The following is a 15,223-nucleotide window of genomic DNA, read 5'->3' as shown; positions in this document are numbered from 1 at the left end:
AGCATGTAGCTTAAAAACCCAGTCGATAAGGCTGGGTTTTTTTATGAAAGAAAGGTAGAGAGGATTTTAGGGATGAGGTTTCTAGGTCGCGAGTATCGAGATAAAGTGCTTTACCTCGTGCCTTTATTTTAAACAGGATTCATTGTGAATGTATTGTTGGTATGTTTTTTTTCGTGCGGATAACGTTTGTTTTTAGCTTATTTAAAGCGACCTTTGTTATAGGTTTCGATATTTCGAGAAGGTGACTATCGAGATTAAAGACGATGCCGTTTATTGCTTTTCCCTCGGCCCTGATACCTCGTGCCTTGTATTATTCCTTGCGGTTTGTTGTCTTTCCTCATTTCTAAATATAAATCACATAATTGTTATGCATCTCAGGAATATTAATATGTTGATTGTGTATAATTGTGCTCTTATGCCATAGGTGGTTTAAATCAACGGATGAGTCATTCAAGTAATGAATAAGAACATTTATAAAACCGTATTATTTTCCCTTTTAGTTAGTTCACAATCTGTTTATGCAGAGCAAGTCGATATTACAATTTTAGGTACATCAGATCTTCATGGCCGATTTATACCTTGGGATTACACTACGGATAAACCTAATTTATCGGGTAGTTTGAGCCAAATAGCAACCAAGGTTGGCGAGCTAAGAAAGCAAGATCCTGAGATTATCTTAGTCGATGCGGGTGATGCGATTCAGGGTAATAATATCGAAACCTTTAAAAACGATCCTATCAGCCCGATGATGTTAGGCTTTAATCAATTAAAATATGATGCTTATGTATTGGGTAATCATGAATTTGATTTCGGTTTAAAGGTACTTAAAAATACCATTGCAACCTTTAATGGTACGCCACTCGCCGGTAATATTTTCCATAATGCAACCTCTCCTTTTTTACCGTCTTATAAAATCGTTGAACGTAAAGGCGTTAAAATTGGCATTATTGGTATGGATACACCAATGATCGCCGCTTTTGCTAATGGTAGTGATCGCTTGCAAGATCTGACCTTTAGTAACCCAAGTCTGGAAGTTAAAAAAGTTATTACCCAAATTAAAGATAAAACCGATGCCATCATTTTAGTGGCGCATATGGGTATCGATAACGAAAATAACATTGCTGATACTGGTGTGGGTGATATTGCACGTGCCAACCCAGAACTAGCCGCTATTGTTGCGGGCCATATGCACGTTAAAGTAGATAAGGCGATGATCAATGGAGTAATTATTACTGAACCGTATAAATATGGTCGCGCGTTATCTCGCATTGATTTAAATTTCAAAAAAGATGCGCAGGGTAAGTACACTCTGATTAATAAAGATAGCTTCACTTATAATATGAATAAATTACCATCAGACTCAGCGATGGAAACTATCTTTAAGCCTTATCACCATAAACTTCAGCAAGATGCGAATAAAGTTATTGGTCAATTAGATGGTCAAGATCTGGTGCCGCAAAATACCATTACAGGCATTCCTGAAAGCCAATTACATGACACAGGATTAACGTCTCTTTTCCAAGAAGTCGGTTTTTATTTTGCTCCACAAGCTAATGTTATTGCGGTTCACCTTGATAATATGAATCCATCGTTACCTGTGGGTGATATTAAGGTTAAAGATATTAATTTTAACTATGAATATGCTGGTGGTGAATACACAGTTTATGAAATGACGGGGAAAGATTTAAAAACCTACATGGAATGGTCAGCGGGGTATTTCAATAGTGTTAAGCCTACTGATCTTACTTACAGCTTTGATGCTAAACGTCGTTCATCAAAATACAGTACCCACGACATTTTCGGTGGCGTCACTTACCAAATTGATTTAACCAAAGCGGCAGGTCATCGTATTACCAACCTTAAAATGAACGGTAAACCGATTACGGATGCACAAACTATTAATTTAGGCATGAATAGCTACCGTATGGGACATTTAACGAAAAAAGGTGGGGTACTTGAAGGCCATAAATTTAAGGTGCTCTTTGATTCAAAAGCCCATTACGGCACTGAAGCTGGCACGGTTCGTCAATTAACCATGCGTTATATTCGTGATGTTAAAAAAGGCCATATTACAGGTAAAACTGAAAATGATTGGTCGGTTATTGGCTTATCAACCTCTAAAGCTGATCAACAACGTATCGCTAAACTGGTTAATAGCGGCAAGGTTGCATTACCAAGTATTGATAATGGTCGTTACACCAATACTGCGGCATTAACAGAAGCTGATTTAACCCGTAATACGCACTAATTTATCCATTGCGGTTGTTGGTTGTATTATATTAAGTACGCTATAAAAGGGCACATCATGTGCCCTTAATTTATTCTTTTTATGTTGCTGTCTTTCTTCTATAAGTCCCATAATTTCATCGATATTTAATACCGTCCAATAGACCTTATAAAGAATAATGTCTTTATTGTTTTTGATTTTTATGGAAAATATTTATAACTTATTTATCAAAAATAGAATAATTTTCTATAAATTGTTTTAGTTGTAGATGTAAATGAAATTTATTTCCCTGATTACATCCCTATACTGTAATGCATGATTATCGCGCTACAGATGATGATCTAAATTATTATTAATAAGGGAATATTATGAATTCAAAGCTACTTACTATTTTTCTTTTTATCTCTGTTTGTTTAATTTGGGGAACGACGTGGTTTGCGATGGAAGTTGCATTGAATTCTATTCCTCCTATTTTTGCCACCGCACTACGTTTTTTACTGGCGGCACCTCTACTGGTGGTGTTGACAAAGATCTTCAATCAACCATTGCTATTTCCAAAAGGTAAGCGTCGATGGTTGTTTATTGTCGCACTGATGTACTTCGCGATTCCGTTTACGTTGATGATCTTTGGTGAGCAATATATTTCATCTGGTTTAGCATCGATAATCTTTGCCAATATGCCCGTTGCGGTAATGCTGATGTCAGGTTTGTTCCTCAGTTTAAGACTGGCAAAGCACCAAATATTTGGGTTAATTGCAGCTGTTGTGAGTTTATGTTTAATTCTTGCAAATGAAATGCAGATGGGAAGCGATGATTATCTCGTTGGTACTGTTTGTTTAGGCGTTGCTGTTGCTATGCACGCAACTATGTATGTATTGGTGCAAAAATACTGTAAAGACATTGAAGTGCTGACCTATAACGCGCTACCAAGCTTCATTGCTGCTCTATTTTTATTTGCAGTTTCAGCTGTGACTGAAAATGTAAATGTTGCAGCCTTTAGTTGGGATTCAATTTCAGCGGTTGTTTATCTTGGTTTGGTGGCGAGTGTTGGCGGTATTGTTGCGTATTTCAAACTGGTGCAGGTATCAACTCCTTTTAAAGCGTCTATCTGTTTTCTAATTTTCCCTGTGGTTGCGCTGTTTATCTCTAGTTATATTAATGGTGAAGCACTGTCTCAACAATCATTGATAATGATGCTGCCTCTTCTTGCGGGTATTTTATTGACTAAAGTACCTAAGGGTGTTTTCAAGCAGCGTCGAGCTTTAAAAACAGTGAATAGTCATTAATATTGATTTTCTATTGCAGCCACCAAAGGGTGAAAAGCTTGTTATTGGCATAGACAGCTATTTGTTGTCTATGCCTCTTGATTATTGGTTTTCGTGAATAACTCTAATTAATTTTGCAGGTGTACCACCATAAAGAGAATCGGCGGGTACATCGCAATTAACCACAGAATTTGCGGCAATAACAGAGCGAGCACCAATAGTCACACCTTGGTTGATTACCACGTTGCCACCCACCCATACATCATCTTCAATCGTAATTGTATTCCAGATGGTTTTCCAATTACGACGATTACGATAATTTAAGTCATGACTAGCGCAGTAAAATTGTGTGTTTGGACCAATTAAGACATTATTACCAATAGTGATTTTAGCACCGTCTAACATAGTGACATTCATGTTGATGTAGGTGTTTTCTCCAATCGAAATTGTTTTACCAAATTCACAATAAAACGGTGAGCGCACAATACTGGATGGCGAAATATTCCCCATTAGCTGTTGAAACAGTTCATCACGCTGAGAGCTATCTATATTTTGGTTAATAGCCTGCAATAGATTTAATGCATTTTGACGAATATTTTCAATACAATCTGAGCCCGCATCAAAATCTTCGCCTGCAAGCATCTTTTCAAATTCAGTCATGTTGTCTCTCAACTTATTTTGTATGAGTTTATTTAACGATAATTCTATCACTGGTGATGTTATTTATTTATCACTCGATATTATAGATGAGACAGTGAGTCATATTTTTGTTATTGATTCGAAAAGAGTAGGAGTAAATGCCAAACCTAACCTCGTCACTCTCTATAGTAAATGCCAAGCCCAACCCTAAATGCCAAATCACTCCGTCATTCCCTACAGTGAATGCCCGCGAGGGCGATAGGGAATCTACTGTCCGCGCGTTGTAGAGTTAGTATTTTTCTTGGATTCTAGCGCATTTTTATTGGTGTCTTTAAGGCTCAATCACGCGGTGAGTCGATCCCTAATAGTCTCGTCTTTCAACTTTTGGGATGATGATAATGGGCTAAGTGAATGCCAAAACTAACATCATCATTCCTTATAATGAATGCCAAACCAACCCCCGTCATTCCCTACAGTGAATGCCCGCGAGGGCGATAGGGAATCTACTGTCCGCGCGTTGTAGAGTCAGTATTTTTCTTGGGTTCTAGCGCATTTTTATTGGTGTTTTTGAGGCTCAATCACGCGGTGAGTCGATCCCGAATAGTCTCGACCCTCAACTTTCGGGATGACGATAATGGGCTGAGTGAATACCAAGCCTAATCCCGTCACTCTCTATAGTAAATGCCAAGACCAACCTCGTCACTCTCTATAGTAAATGCCAAACCAACCCCGTCATTCCCTACAGTGAATGCCCGCGAGGGCGATAGGGAATCTACTACTCACGTGTTGTAGAGTTAATTTTATCTATTTTAGGGATTATGACTGTTAAGTATCGCCAATGAGGTGTTTTCATTGTTGTTAACATGAGTAACAAATTAAATACACTATGTTTAGGCTAATTATTTTGAAGAAAACGTATTAAAACAAGATCTAAGCGATACTTTTTATATGAATAGAGATCGTATAGTACGGATTAGATGGATACTGTTAAATAGGGCTGTTTTCGTAGAAAAGTCATACTTGGTGTTAAGCCTAATGGTATTTTAAGGTCACTCTAATAGTTATGGAGCAACAATTGGAATGAATAAGCGTGTATTTAATAAAGATAAAAACCAAGAAAATGAATCTAACTATTTAGACTGGATTAAGCAGTATAAGGATGGGTTTGTACTTAATACGTTAAGTAATGACTCGCTCACTTATAATGTTATTCATAGAGCACAGTGTTTATGCATATCATCAAAAGCTAAAAATGTACCATTTGGTGGTTTTACCCAACGAAGCTATAAAAAAATTTGTTGTGATCAACTAGATTCATTAATCAACAACCTCAAGTCAGAAGGGAAAGAACATAAATGTTGTCAAAAGTGCAATCCAGATAAAATTATTTAATTTTAGATATAACATTGTTTGAGTTAAAAAAGGTCGTCATTGACGGCCTTTGTTGTATCTGGACGTTTTTTTTGAAAAAAATTTAATCAAAAATAGCACTAAATTAACAATATTGTTATTCAGGCCATTTTTTAATAATTTCAACTTTATAAGTGATATTTTGCATTGTATTATAGTGCGATCTTTTCAGTATAAACCATTATGTATCATGCACTTAATGAAAATTACTTCTTGATAATAAATAGCTCAGAGATATACTAATTATATCGAAATAATTTAAGGTGTTTAGTATGGAACGTTCAGTTTTAGAGTTTTATTGTGAAAATTGTAAGGAAAAATACACTGGAATGATAAATGAGATCTGTCAGGTTGGTGTTAGATATAGAGCTTCATGTCCTTACTGTAATAACTCTAATAATTATAATTTGATGGGTGCTGCAATGAATATGTCTAATTGTATAAATGCAGTTGACGTATACAAGGATTAATAGATAAATTAAGAAAAAGGAAGTTGAAGTGTCATATAAAGAAATATTTGATGCGATTAATGTTGTTAATACTGTCAGTGTTGTTAGTGTATTTGTAGCTGTAATAAGCGCAGATCACGCCAGAAAAACTTATAAGTTAGCTAAAAACTTAGCGAAAAGATGTAATTTATTTTTTAGTGTACATCCGAATAACTTGATTATTACGGCAACTTCCACCACAGAGCGATTAATTGCCCATGAGATTTTGATTACTGTACGAAAAAATTTTTTCCAGAGAAAAACTTACTCTTTAACAAAATTATATAATTTAAACAGTCAGTTGCATAAAGGGTATGGTTATAATGATATTTTTTCAACACTATTTGAAAGAGGGTTAATTGCAGGAGAATCTTATGAATTTCCGATTACAGAGTTATTTAAATTAGCAACCAATAAAAGCATCTTACAAAAGAATTTTATTGGTTTAGATCTTAACTCATTAAGAATAGGAAAAAACGTTAAGATTACTTTTATGCTTAACGGTAATTCGTATCCGATTAATCTAAAGATGACTCAAAAATTATTAGATGAAATACTTAATGAGAACACTACATTTTCTAAATTTAGACTGAGAACATGTATAAGTTAATTAAATTTCACATGGAAGACAGTATATTTTTATTAGTACACATAAATCCCCATACTGTTAAATACCGCCTCAAAAGGCGGTATTTTTATATCAGAAGCGCAATCATCAATCAGAGAATAGCTGTTCCTCGTCCCTACAACCCTATATCCCAACTAAAAAAAAGGGCACGAAAAGTGCCCTTGAGTTATGTTGTGTTCGCAAGTTTTTACTCGCTGTTATGATTTCTGTGCTTGAGGATTCGAATGGAAACGAACCGCTTCATCTTCTGTAGCTGCGAGTGGATCATTGAAACGTTCCACATCCATTTCACCTTCTGATTTAGCAACAATACAGGTTACGACGCTATCACCTGTGATGTTAACGGCGGTGCGTACCATATCAAGCAGACGGTCAACACCCATAATCAGTGCGATACCTTCAACTGGTAGACCGACTTGGTTAAGTACCATTGCTAGCATAATGAGACCAACGCCTGGAACACCTGCCGTACCTACTGAGGCTAGTGTTGCGGTTAGAATAACCATGATGTAATCAGTCATTGTAAGGTCGATATTAAACGCTTGGGCAATAAATACTGTTGCCACACCTTGCATGATTGCGGTGCCGTCCATATTAATGGTTGCACCAAGTGGTACAGTAAATGAGGCAATTTTATTGTTAACGCCTAAACGCTTAGTCGCCGTTTCCATCGTTACAGGAATGGTGGCATTTGATGATGCGGTTGAGAACGCAAACATCACTGCATCTTCCATTTTCTTGAGGAAGGTAATTGGGCTTAAACCAGTAAATGCTTTTAGCATCACGCTGTAAGTGACCAATGCATGCAGTAATAGTGCAGCTACTAAAACAAGGAAGTAGTTAATTAAGCTATAGATAGCGTCAAGACCTAGTCCTGTGAACAATTTCGCCATTAAAAAGAACACACCGTATGGGGCAATGTTCATCAATAATGCTACCAGCTTCATGATCACTTCATTTAAATCAGCAAAGACTGCTGCCAGACGCTCGCCCGGTTTACCTGCGGCACTGATTGCAATACCAAATAAAACCGCAAAGACAATAATTTGAAGCGTGTTACCACTTGCCATTGCGCTAATAGGGTTAGTTGGGAACATACCCACAATAACGCTACCTAGTGATGGCGCTTCTTTTGATGCAAATGTTGTTGCTGCACTTAAATCAGCACCGGCACCTGGCTGGAAGATATTTGCCATGGTCAGTGCAAGGGTAATGGCTAAGGCTGTCGTGGTTAGATAAAACGCTAAGGTTTTTCCGCCTAAACGACCCAGTGTTGCTAAATCTTTTAATGAGCTAGTACCACAAACTAGCGATACAAATACCAGAGGCACGACTAACATTTTTAAGCTGGCAATAAAGATTTTACCACCGACATCAAACAGGCCATTTACGATATAGTCATGAATAAAAGCGACATCAGCAAAAAGGGAACGGATCATAAATCCTGTCAGAATACCTAAAATCATACCGAGGATCACTCGGCCAGTCAGTGACATTTTTTTCTTTTCTGTCGTCATTAGAAGTTATCCTTAATGTTTATTTCTCTCTGTCCATCGATTATCAGAGTGCGTTCGGAGAGTAGCAGTTATTCATCTGTTAACGCGAAGTAATAATTGTTATTAACCGCTAAAATTTGCGTTAAGTCACAAATTTTATACCGATTTAATGTTTATAAAATCTATTTTTAACTAATATTTAACGAAAATTGCGATTTGAATGTATATTTTTTAATAAAACGTTGTTTTTTCGAGGTGTATAGTCGGGATTTTCGAGGCGTAACGATTAGTGGTAAAAATGGCGAGTGACTCGTCAGTGAGTCTGGCGATCAAAAAAGGGTGATAAAAAGAGGAAAGAGAAGACAGTCACGTAGTGTTTGTTGGAGGATTTATCAAAAATACGTGACTGTGGGGCTACATGTTAATGCAATTAAAACTGGTAATTATTTCGCCACATTACCCGCGACATTCATAATATCCCAAGTACGGGAAAATGGCGGCGCATAGGCAAAATCCATCATACCTAATTGTTCAGTTGTTGCGCCAAGGCTGATGGCTACGGCAAGGGCATCAACACGGTGAACAGCACCTTTATTACCAATCATTTGTCCACCAAGTAATTTTTTATTATCAGAGCGGTAAACCAATTTAATATAAAGTGGTGATTGACCTTCACAGTAGTTGGTGTGGCATTTATCACTGATATATACGGTGCTGTAATCAATATTCGCTTGTTGAGCTTCACGCTCTGAGAGTCCGGTGCGAGCGGCTTCTAAGCCTAAAACTTTGACACAACTGGTGCCTAATGTGCCGTCATAACTGAGGTTTTTGCCAGCGATATTTTCACCGACTAAACGGCCCATTTTATTGGCGCCTGTTGCGAGTGGAATATAAACAGGTTGTTGTAACTGTGCATGCCAAATAGTGGCGCAATCGCCAGCCGCCCAAATATTATCTAATGATGTTTTCCCTTGTTGATCAATGATTATTGCGCCATTGGCTAAACGTTCAATGCCTGTTGCTGCAATAAAATCTGTATTGGGCTTCACACCAGTACAGCAGATCACTAGATCAGTCGCATAAATGTCTTTATCGGTTTTAATACTAGTAACACGATCATCACCAATAATCTCACTCACTGATTCTCTAAGGTGAATCTGTACGCCAGCTTGTTCAAGTTCAGGTTGAATATGTTGGCTGATTTCAGTATCAAAGGCATCGGGAATTAAGCAGGCGGCACGTTCAATTAAGCGTACTGTTTTACCTTGATGGATCATCGCTTCAGCCACTTCTAAGCCAATAAAACCAGAGCCAATAATCGTGACATGTTGGCATAGTGGATCGGCAAGGGCGGTTTTAATATCAAGGCCATCTTGCATACGACGTAGTGAATAAACCCCATGTTTTTCAAGGCCAGCTATTGGGGGTAATATTTCTTTGGCCCCTGTTGCAATCATTAAACGATCATAATGGGTAACGAGTGTTTCCCCTTGATGTTCAACGGTGAGTTGCTGCTGTTGTGGGTCGAGACCAATAACACGATGTTGAGTTAAGACCTGAATCCCTTTTTCTGCAAATTGTGCTGGGGTAAATTCCGCCATGAAATTAGCGTCAGAAAATTCATCACCAATATAATAAGGTAGGCCACAAGCGCCAAAAGAGATCACATTAGACGCTTCATAAACAACAATCTCAGCGGTTGGGTTAATGCGTTTTGCTTTTGCTGCTGCGCTCATGCCAGCGGCTTCACCACCAATAATGATAATTTTCATACTATTGTCTCTTCCTTAAAAAATGGAGAAGGGAGGCAATCAACCTCCCTTAAAACGAGTGTTAAATGTTGATTAAGCCGCTGATTCTTCGCCGTCTAAGTTAACAACGTCATCGCTATTAAAGATAGCCATATCTGTTTCGCCCATCACTTTACTGGTGATTGTGCCTGCGGTGATTGAACCTGAAACGTTAAGCGCAGTACGACCCATATCAATTAAAGGTTCAATTGAGATCAAAAGACCGGCAAGAGCCACTGGCATATCCATCGCTGATAGTACAATCAGTGCCGCAAATGTTGCACCGCCACCAATACCTGCAACACCAAAAGAGCTCACAGTGATAATCGCAACTAAAGTACATAGAAAGCCGATATCCATTGGGTTTATACCCACGGTTGGTGCAATCATTACTGCCAGCATGGCTGGGTAGATTCCTGCGCAACCATTTTGACCGATAGTTGAACCAAACGAAGCGGCAAAGTTAGCAATACCAGATGGAATACCAAGGCATTTTTCTTGGGTTTGCACGTTCATTGGAATTGAACCAGCACTGGTGCGAGATGTGAAAGCAAAAGCCAGTACTGGAATGATTTTTTTCAAGTGGCGTAGTGGGTTAATACCAACAAGCGCAACAAGTGCTAAGTGAATCATAAACATCAGAATTAATGCGGCATAAGAAGCAAAAACGAAGTTGGCAAGATTCACAATATCAGTGTAGTTTGAGCCTGAAATTACCTTGGTCATTAGTGCTAATACGCCAAATGGTGTTAGACGTAATACTAACGTTACCATACGCATAACAATCGCTTGGGCAACTTTAATGAAGCCTTCAAATTGTGCGAAAATTTCAGGTTTTTTCTTAGCAATACCTGTTGCTGATAAGCCAATGAAAATAGAGAAGATAACCACTGCGATAGTTGAAGTACGACGTGCACCTGTCATATCTAAGAATGGGTTGGCAGGAATAAACTCAATTATTAATTTAGCAAACGACATTGCTTCTACATTAGAAAGGGTTGATTCAAGACTTTTAGCACGTGCCATTTCAGCCGCACCTGATGTTAGTCCTTCTGCGGTAAGACCAAAAAGGTTAGCCATTAGAATACCGACACAAGCGGCAATCATGGTAGTAACAATCAGAACCCCAAGAGTCAGGCTACTGATTTTACCAAGTGAGGTGCCACCGTTAAGCTTTAAAATGGCGGAAATAATAGACACCATTACTAATGGAATAATGATCATTTGTAATAGACGCACATAGCCTACGCCGACAATGTCAAAATACTCAATCGATGTTTTGATGACCTCAGAGCCAGCACCATAAAAAACTTGTAGCGCAGCACCAAAAGCAATACCTAATCCTAAACCGGCAAACACACGTTTAGTAAAACTGTAGTGTTTATTTTGCATATGATATAGAAATGCTATCAAGCCAACAAATATGGCGAGGTTCGTTACAATACCTAAAGTCATCATGAATCCTTCATATCAAATAAAAAAGTAGGGTATTTTTATTGTTCCTATCTATTTAGGGTTAAATTTTGCTGGTTTTATAATTAATTACAAGCAAATTAACGCAATTAATGTAAGTGATATTGTCAGAAGGGAAAACGATCAAGATCGCTAATTATGAACGAGAGATGAATATTTGTTTATAAAATTAGAGTTCGCAGCGGAGCTAGATCAATATTCAACAACCTATTAACAATGACAAATAAGTTGATGTATTTGATGCGATATAAGAAGGAAAATGTATAAAAAAAAGACAAAAAAATACCGACAACTGAGTTATCGGTATTCAGTATTAAAATGTAGTGTAAATTACATTACACGCATACCTGGTTGAGCACCTTCATGGGGTTCTAAAATCCAAAGATCTTTACCACCAGGGCCAGCTGCAAGGATCATACCTTCAGACATACCAAATTTCATTTTACGCGGTTTTAGGTTAGCAACCATTACTGTTAGTTTGCCAACAAGTTCTTCTGGTGTGTAAGCTGATTTAATACCAGAGAATACTTGACGCATTTCACCACCGATATCCAATTGGAATTTCAATAGTTTGTCTGCTTTTGGCACGGCTTCACAAGAAACAATCTTCGCAATACGCATATCAATCTTAGCGAAATCATCAAATTCGATTTCAGCTTCAATTGGCTCTTCTGTTAATGGGCTTTTTGGTTGAGCAGCTTCAAGTGCGGCTTTATCAGCTGCTGCTTCTTCTTTTGATGCTTCAACCATTGCTGCAACATGTACAGGATCGATACGATTAAACAATGCCTTGAACTTAGTGACTTCATGGTTTGTTAGTGGTGTTTCGATGCCTTCCCACGTTAATGTTTCGTTTAGGAAGCCTTCAGTACGCTCTGCAAGTTTTGGCATTACAGGTTTTAGGTAAGCCATTAACACGCGGAATAGGTTGATACCAACAGTACAGATTTCCTGTAGCTCTTGATCTTTACCTTCTTGCTTAGCAACAACCCAAGGTGCTTTTTCGTCAACATACTGGTTAGCTTTGTCAGCTAGCGCGGTGATTTCACGAATTGCGCGGCTGTATTCACGGCTCTCATAAAGATCACCAATGCGTGCTGCTGCTGCAACGAACTCAGCATAAAGCTCTGGTTCTGCAAATTTCTCAGATAACATGCCGTCAAAACGCTTAGCAATAAAGCCTGCGTTACGTGATGCTAGGTTAACAATCTTGTTTACAACATCGCTGTTTACGCGTTGAGTGAAATCTTCAAGATTAAGGTCGAGATCATCAATACGGTTGTTTAGTTTTGCTGCGTAGTAGTAACGTAGGCATTCAGGATCAAGGTGGTTTAAGTAAGTACCTGCCTTAATGAATGTGCCTTTAGATTTTGACATCTTCGCGCCATTCACGGTTACGTAACCATGTACGAACACGTTATTTGGCTTACGGAAACCTGCGCCATCTAGCATTGCAGGCCAGAATAGGCTGTGGAAGTAAACAATGTCTTTACCGATGAAGTGGTAAAGCTCAGTTGAACTGTCTTTATTCCAGAATTCGTCAAAATCAAGATCATCACGCTTGTCACAAAGGTTTTTAAATGAACCCATGTAGCCGATTGGTGCATCTAGCCATACGTAGAAGTATTTGCCAGGTTCGCCAGGGATCTCAAAACCGAAGTAAGGTGCATCACGAGAGATATCCCACTGTTGTAGGCCTGACTCGAACCACTCTTGCATCTTGTTTGATGTTTCATCTTGAAGTGCGCCAGATTTAGTCCATGCTTTTAGCATGTCTTCAAACTGTGGCAGATCAAAGAAGAAGTGCTCTGAGTCTTTCATGATTGGTGTAGCACCAGACACAGCTGATTTTGGATTGATCAGATCTGTCGGGCTGTAAGTTTCACCACAGTTGTCACAGTTATCACCGTATTGATCTTCAGCTTTACACTTAGGGCAAGTGCCTTTTACAAAGCGATCAGGTAAGAACATTTCTTTCTCGGGGTCAAATAACTGAGAAATAGTGCGGCTAGTAATAAAGCCTTTATCTTTTAACTGGGTGTAAACAAAAGAAGCAAGCTCACGGTTTTCAGGTGAGTGCGTGCTGTGGTAGTTACTAAAGTCAATATCGAAACCGGCGAAGTCAGCTTGGTGCTCTTTGCTCACTTCTGCAATCATTTGCTCAGGTTCCATACCCATCTGCTGGGCCTTAAGCATGATTGGAGTACCGTGTGCGTCATCTGCACAGATAAAATGAACTTCGTTGCCGCGAAGGCGCTGGTAGCGCACCCAAATATCCGCTTGAACATGCTCTAGCATGTGACCTAAGTGGATAGAACCGTTAGCGTACGGCAGGGCGCAGGTCACCAGAATTTTTCTTGGATTAGCAGCCATAATTACTTCTTTCGCTCATGATGGGTAGAAAAACATAGCCATAAATACTACCTGATGGACAGCATATTGACTAGCATCGGATACTGATTTATCTGTTTTAGGACGGGGGAAATCGGGCAGAAAGGGTACTTTGGTGGTAGCATTAGGAAAAAGGGGAGAATATTATCCCGCAGCATCAACGTTACTGGTTGTTTTCTATACTAATACTGTGACGTAGATGTTGCTAATAAGCTATGACATTTATGTGGAGTGCTAATTTATGGCAATAGAAACAAACCATTTCGATAGCGTTGGTGATATCAGTCAATGGCTAAATCAATTTGAACATCCACTTTTGAGTGCGGAATGGGCTGATGTGCCACACTTTGTCTCGGTATCGGCCGAGGGTGTTATCGTTATCACGATTCCATTTGCCGCCAACGAATTAGCGCAACAATTGCGTCAATGGATTGCAGAGCAACAGCAACAAGGAATTGTAAATGCTGCGCTAAATTTTGACGTTCGCTGTCGAGTGGCAACGTTAGCTGTTGCAGAAAAGCAGCCTCTTAAAGGTGTTAAAAACATCATTGTTGTGAGTTCTGCAAAAGGCGGTGTGGGTAAATCAACAACGTCGGTTAATTTAGCGTTAGGTTTACAGCTGCAAGGCGCAAAAGTGGGGTTACTTGATGCTGACATTTATGGTCCTTCAGTACCTATGATGTTAGGCACAATGGATGCTAAGCCACAATCGCCTGATGGCAAAATGATGTTACCGATTGAGGCTCATGGTTTATACACCAACTCTGTCGGTTATTTAGTACCAGCAGAAAGTGCCACTATCTGGCGTGGTCCTATGGCATCAAAAGCACTGGCGCAAATTATCAGTGAAACATGGTGGCCAGATCTGGATTACCTTGTGATTGATATGCCACCAGGTACGGGTGATATTCAGTTAACGCTATCACAGCAAATTCCTGTAACAGGAGCGATTGTCGTAACTACGCCACAAGATCTTGCTTTAGCTGATGCGATTAAAGGTATCAGCATGTTTAATAAAGTTGATGTGCCTGTGCTGGGTATTGTTGAAAATATGAGTTATCACATTTGTAGCAATTGTGGTCATCAAGAGCATATTTTTGGTACGGGTGGTGCAGCTAAAATGGCACAAGACTATGCGGTGCCATTATTGGCGCAATTACCACTAGATATCAAAATTCGTGAAGATATTGATAACGGTAAGCCAACGGTTATTGCTGCTCCTGAGTCAGAACAAGCAGGCGCATACATTATATTAGCTGCAAATATAGCCAGCCGATTATATTGGCAAGGTGAAACTGTGGCTGAGCAGATTACTATTCGTACAATGTAGTTGTTTGGTAATCAAAAAACGCCGAGATTATAATCAGATATGACAGAGGCCTCATTTTTGCTGGTATCTGTCATTGCAACTGCTTA

General features: G+C 38.9%; 11 protein-coding genes. 6 read left to right on the top strand and 5 right to left on the bottom strand.

Annotated elements, in window-relative coordinates; genetic code table 11:
* Positions 1-457 precede the first annotated feature (457 nt).
* Both C9I86_RS04735 and C9I86_RS04730 read left to right on the top strand, forming a co-directional pair.
* Positions 458-2,248, top strand: coding sequence for a bifunctional UDP-sugar hydrolase/5'-nucleotidase (locus tag C9I86_RS04735; RefSeq protein WP_107275771.1), 1,791 nt, complete (start codon positions 458-460; stop codon positions 2,246-2,248).
* A gap of 347 nt (positions 2,249-2,595) precedes the next feature.
* Positions 2,596-3,513 (top strand): DMT family transporter, encoded by a 918-nt coding sequence (locus tag C9I86_RS04730; RefSeq protein WP_107275770.1) that lies wholly within the window; start codon positions 2,596-2,598, stop codon positions 3,511-3,513.
* A gap of 81 nt (positions 3,514-3,594) precedes the next feature.
* On the opposite strand, the gene C9I86_RS04725 is transcribed toward C9I86_RS04730, so the two are convergent.
* Positions 3,595-4,152 (bottom strand): sugar O-acetyltransferase, encoded by a 558-nt coding sequence (locus tag C9I86_RS04725; protein ID WP_080157888.1) that lies wholly within the window; start codon positions 4,150-4,152, stop codon positions 3,595-3,597.
* Between the two features lie 1,059 nt (positions 4,153-5,211).
* On the opposite strand from C9I86_RS04725, the gene C9I86_RS04720 reads away from it, so the two are divergent.
* The 3 genes from C9I86_RS04720 (at position 5,212) to C9I86_RS04710 (ending at position 6,639) form a co-directional block, all read left to right on the top strand.
* Entirely contained in the window at positions 5,212-5,523 is a 312-nt protein-coding gene (locus tag C9I86_RS04720) for a hypothetical protein (protein ID WP_107275769.1), read from the top strand.
* Between the two features lie 290 nt (positions 5,524-5,813).
* Positions 5,814-6,011, top strand: a complete 198-nt coding sequence (locus tag C9I86_RS04715) for a hypothetical protein (RefSeq protein WP_107275768.1) — start codon at positions 5,814-5,816, stop codon at positions 6,009-6,011.
* 28 nt (positions 6,012-6,039) lie between these two features.
* Positions 6,040-6,639 (top strand): hypothetical protein, encoded by a 600-nt coding sequence (locus C9I86_RS04710; RefSeq protein ID WP_107275767.1) that lies wholly within the window; start codon positions 6,040-6,042, stop codon positions 6,637-6,639.
* A gap of 215 nt (positions 6,640-6,854) precedes the next feature.
* Here C9I86_RS04710 and C9I86_RS04705 read toward each other — a convergent pair whose 3' ends face one another.
* The 4 genes from C9I86_RS04705 to metG all read right to left on the bottom strand — a co-directional run bounded on the left by C9I86_RS04705 (position 6,855) and on the right by metG (position 13,789).
* The gene (locus C9I86_RS04705) at positions 6,855-8,174 is read right to left on the bottom strand and encodes a dicarboxylate/amino acid:cation symporter (protein ID WP_080157885.1); all 1,320 of its coding nucleotides are present in this window, start codon (positions 8,172-8,174) and stop codon (positions 6,855-6,857) included.
* Between the two features lie 422 nt (positions 8,175-8,596).
* On the bottom strand, positions 8,597-9,925 hold the full coding sequence (locus C9I86_RS04700) for a CoA-disulfide reductase (protein WP_080157884.1): 1,329 nt from the start codon (positions 9,923-9,925) through the stop codon (positions 8,597-8,599).
* Positions 9,926-9,997: 72 nt separating this feature from the next.
* On the bottom strand, positions 9,998-11,398 hold the full coding sequence (locus C9I86_RS04695) for an L-cystine transporter (RefSeq protein ID WP_107250417.1): 1,401 nt from the start codon (positions 11,396-11,398) through the stop codon (positions 9,998-10,000).
* Between the two features lie 348 nt (positions 11,399-11,746).
* Positions 11,747-13,789, bottom strand: coding sequence for a methionine--tRNA ligase (gene metG, locus C9I86_RS04690; RefSeq protein ID WP_080157882.1), 2,043 nt, complete (start codon positions 13,787-13,789; stop codon positions 11,747-11,749).
* Positions 13,790-14,048: 259 nt separating this feature from the next.
* Here metG and apbC point away from each other — a divergent pair, with 259 nt between their 5' ends.
* Positions 14,049-15,137 carry an iron-sulfur cluster carrier protein ApbC gene (apbC, locus tag C9I86_RS04685; protein ID WP_107275766.1) on the top strand — a complete coding sequence of 363 codons (1,089 nt, stop codon included), beginning with the start codon at positions 14,049-14,051 and terminating at the stop codon, positions 15,135-15,137.
* Positions 15,138-15,223: the final 86 nt, after the last annotated feature.

Origin of the sequence: Photobacterium sp. NCIMB 13483 (assembly GCF_003025475.1) — a bacterium.
Classification (GTDB): Bacteria; Pseudomonadota; Gammaproteobacteria; order Enterobacterales; family Vibrionaceae; genus Photobacterium; species Photobacterium piscicola.
The sequence above is the reverse complement of the archived record's forward strand: the minus strand, read 5'-3'. Positions and strand labels throughout refer to the sequence as shown.

Bases quoted from the DNA above. Each gene is read 5' to 3' on its own strand.
- C9I86_RS04720 (WP_107275769.1), top strand. From the start codon at position 5,212: ATGAATAAGCGTGTATTTAATAAAGATAAAAACCAAGAAAATGAATCT.
- apbC (WP_107275766.1), top strand. From the start codon at position 14,049: ATGGCAATAGAAACAAACCATTTCGATAGCGTTGGTGATATCAGTCAA.
- C9I86_RS04715 (WP_107275768.1), top strand. From the start codon at position 5,814: ATGGAACGTTCAGTTTTAGAGTTTTATTGTGAAAATTGTAAGGAAAAA.
- C9I86_RS04735 (WP_107275771.1), top strand. From the start codon at position 458: ATGAATAAGAACATTTATAAAACCGTATTATTTTCCCTTTTAGTTAGT.
- C9I86_RS04695 (WP_107250417.1), bottom strand. From the start codon at position 11,398: ATGACTTTAGGTATTGTAACGAACCTCGCCATATTTGTTGGCTTGATA.
- C9I86_RS04700 (WP_080157884.1), bottom strand. From the start codon at position 9,925: ATGAAAATTATCATTATTGGTGGTGAAGCCGCTGGCATGAGCGCAGCA.
- C9I86_RS04705 (WP_080157885.1), bottom strand. From the start codon at position 8,174: ATGACGACAGAAAAGAAAAAAATGTCACTGACTGGCCGAGTGATCCTC.
- metG (WP_080157882.1), bottom strand. From the start codon at position 13,789: ATGGCTGCTAATCCAAGAAAAATTCTGGTGACCTGCGCCCTGCCGTAC.
- C9I86_RS04730 (WP_107275770.1), top strand. From the start codon at position 2,596: ATGAATTCAAAGCTACTTACTATTTTTCTTTTTATCTCTGTTTGTTTA.
- C9I86_RS04725 (WP_080157888.1), bottom strand. From the start codon at position 4,152: ATGACTGAATTTGAAAAGATGCTTGCAGGCGAAGATTTTGATGCGGGC.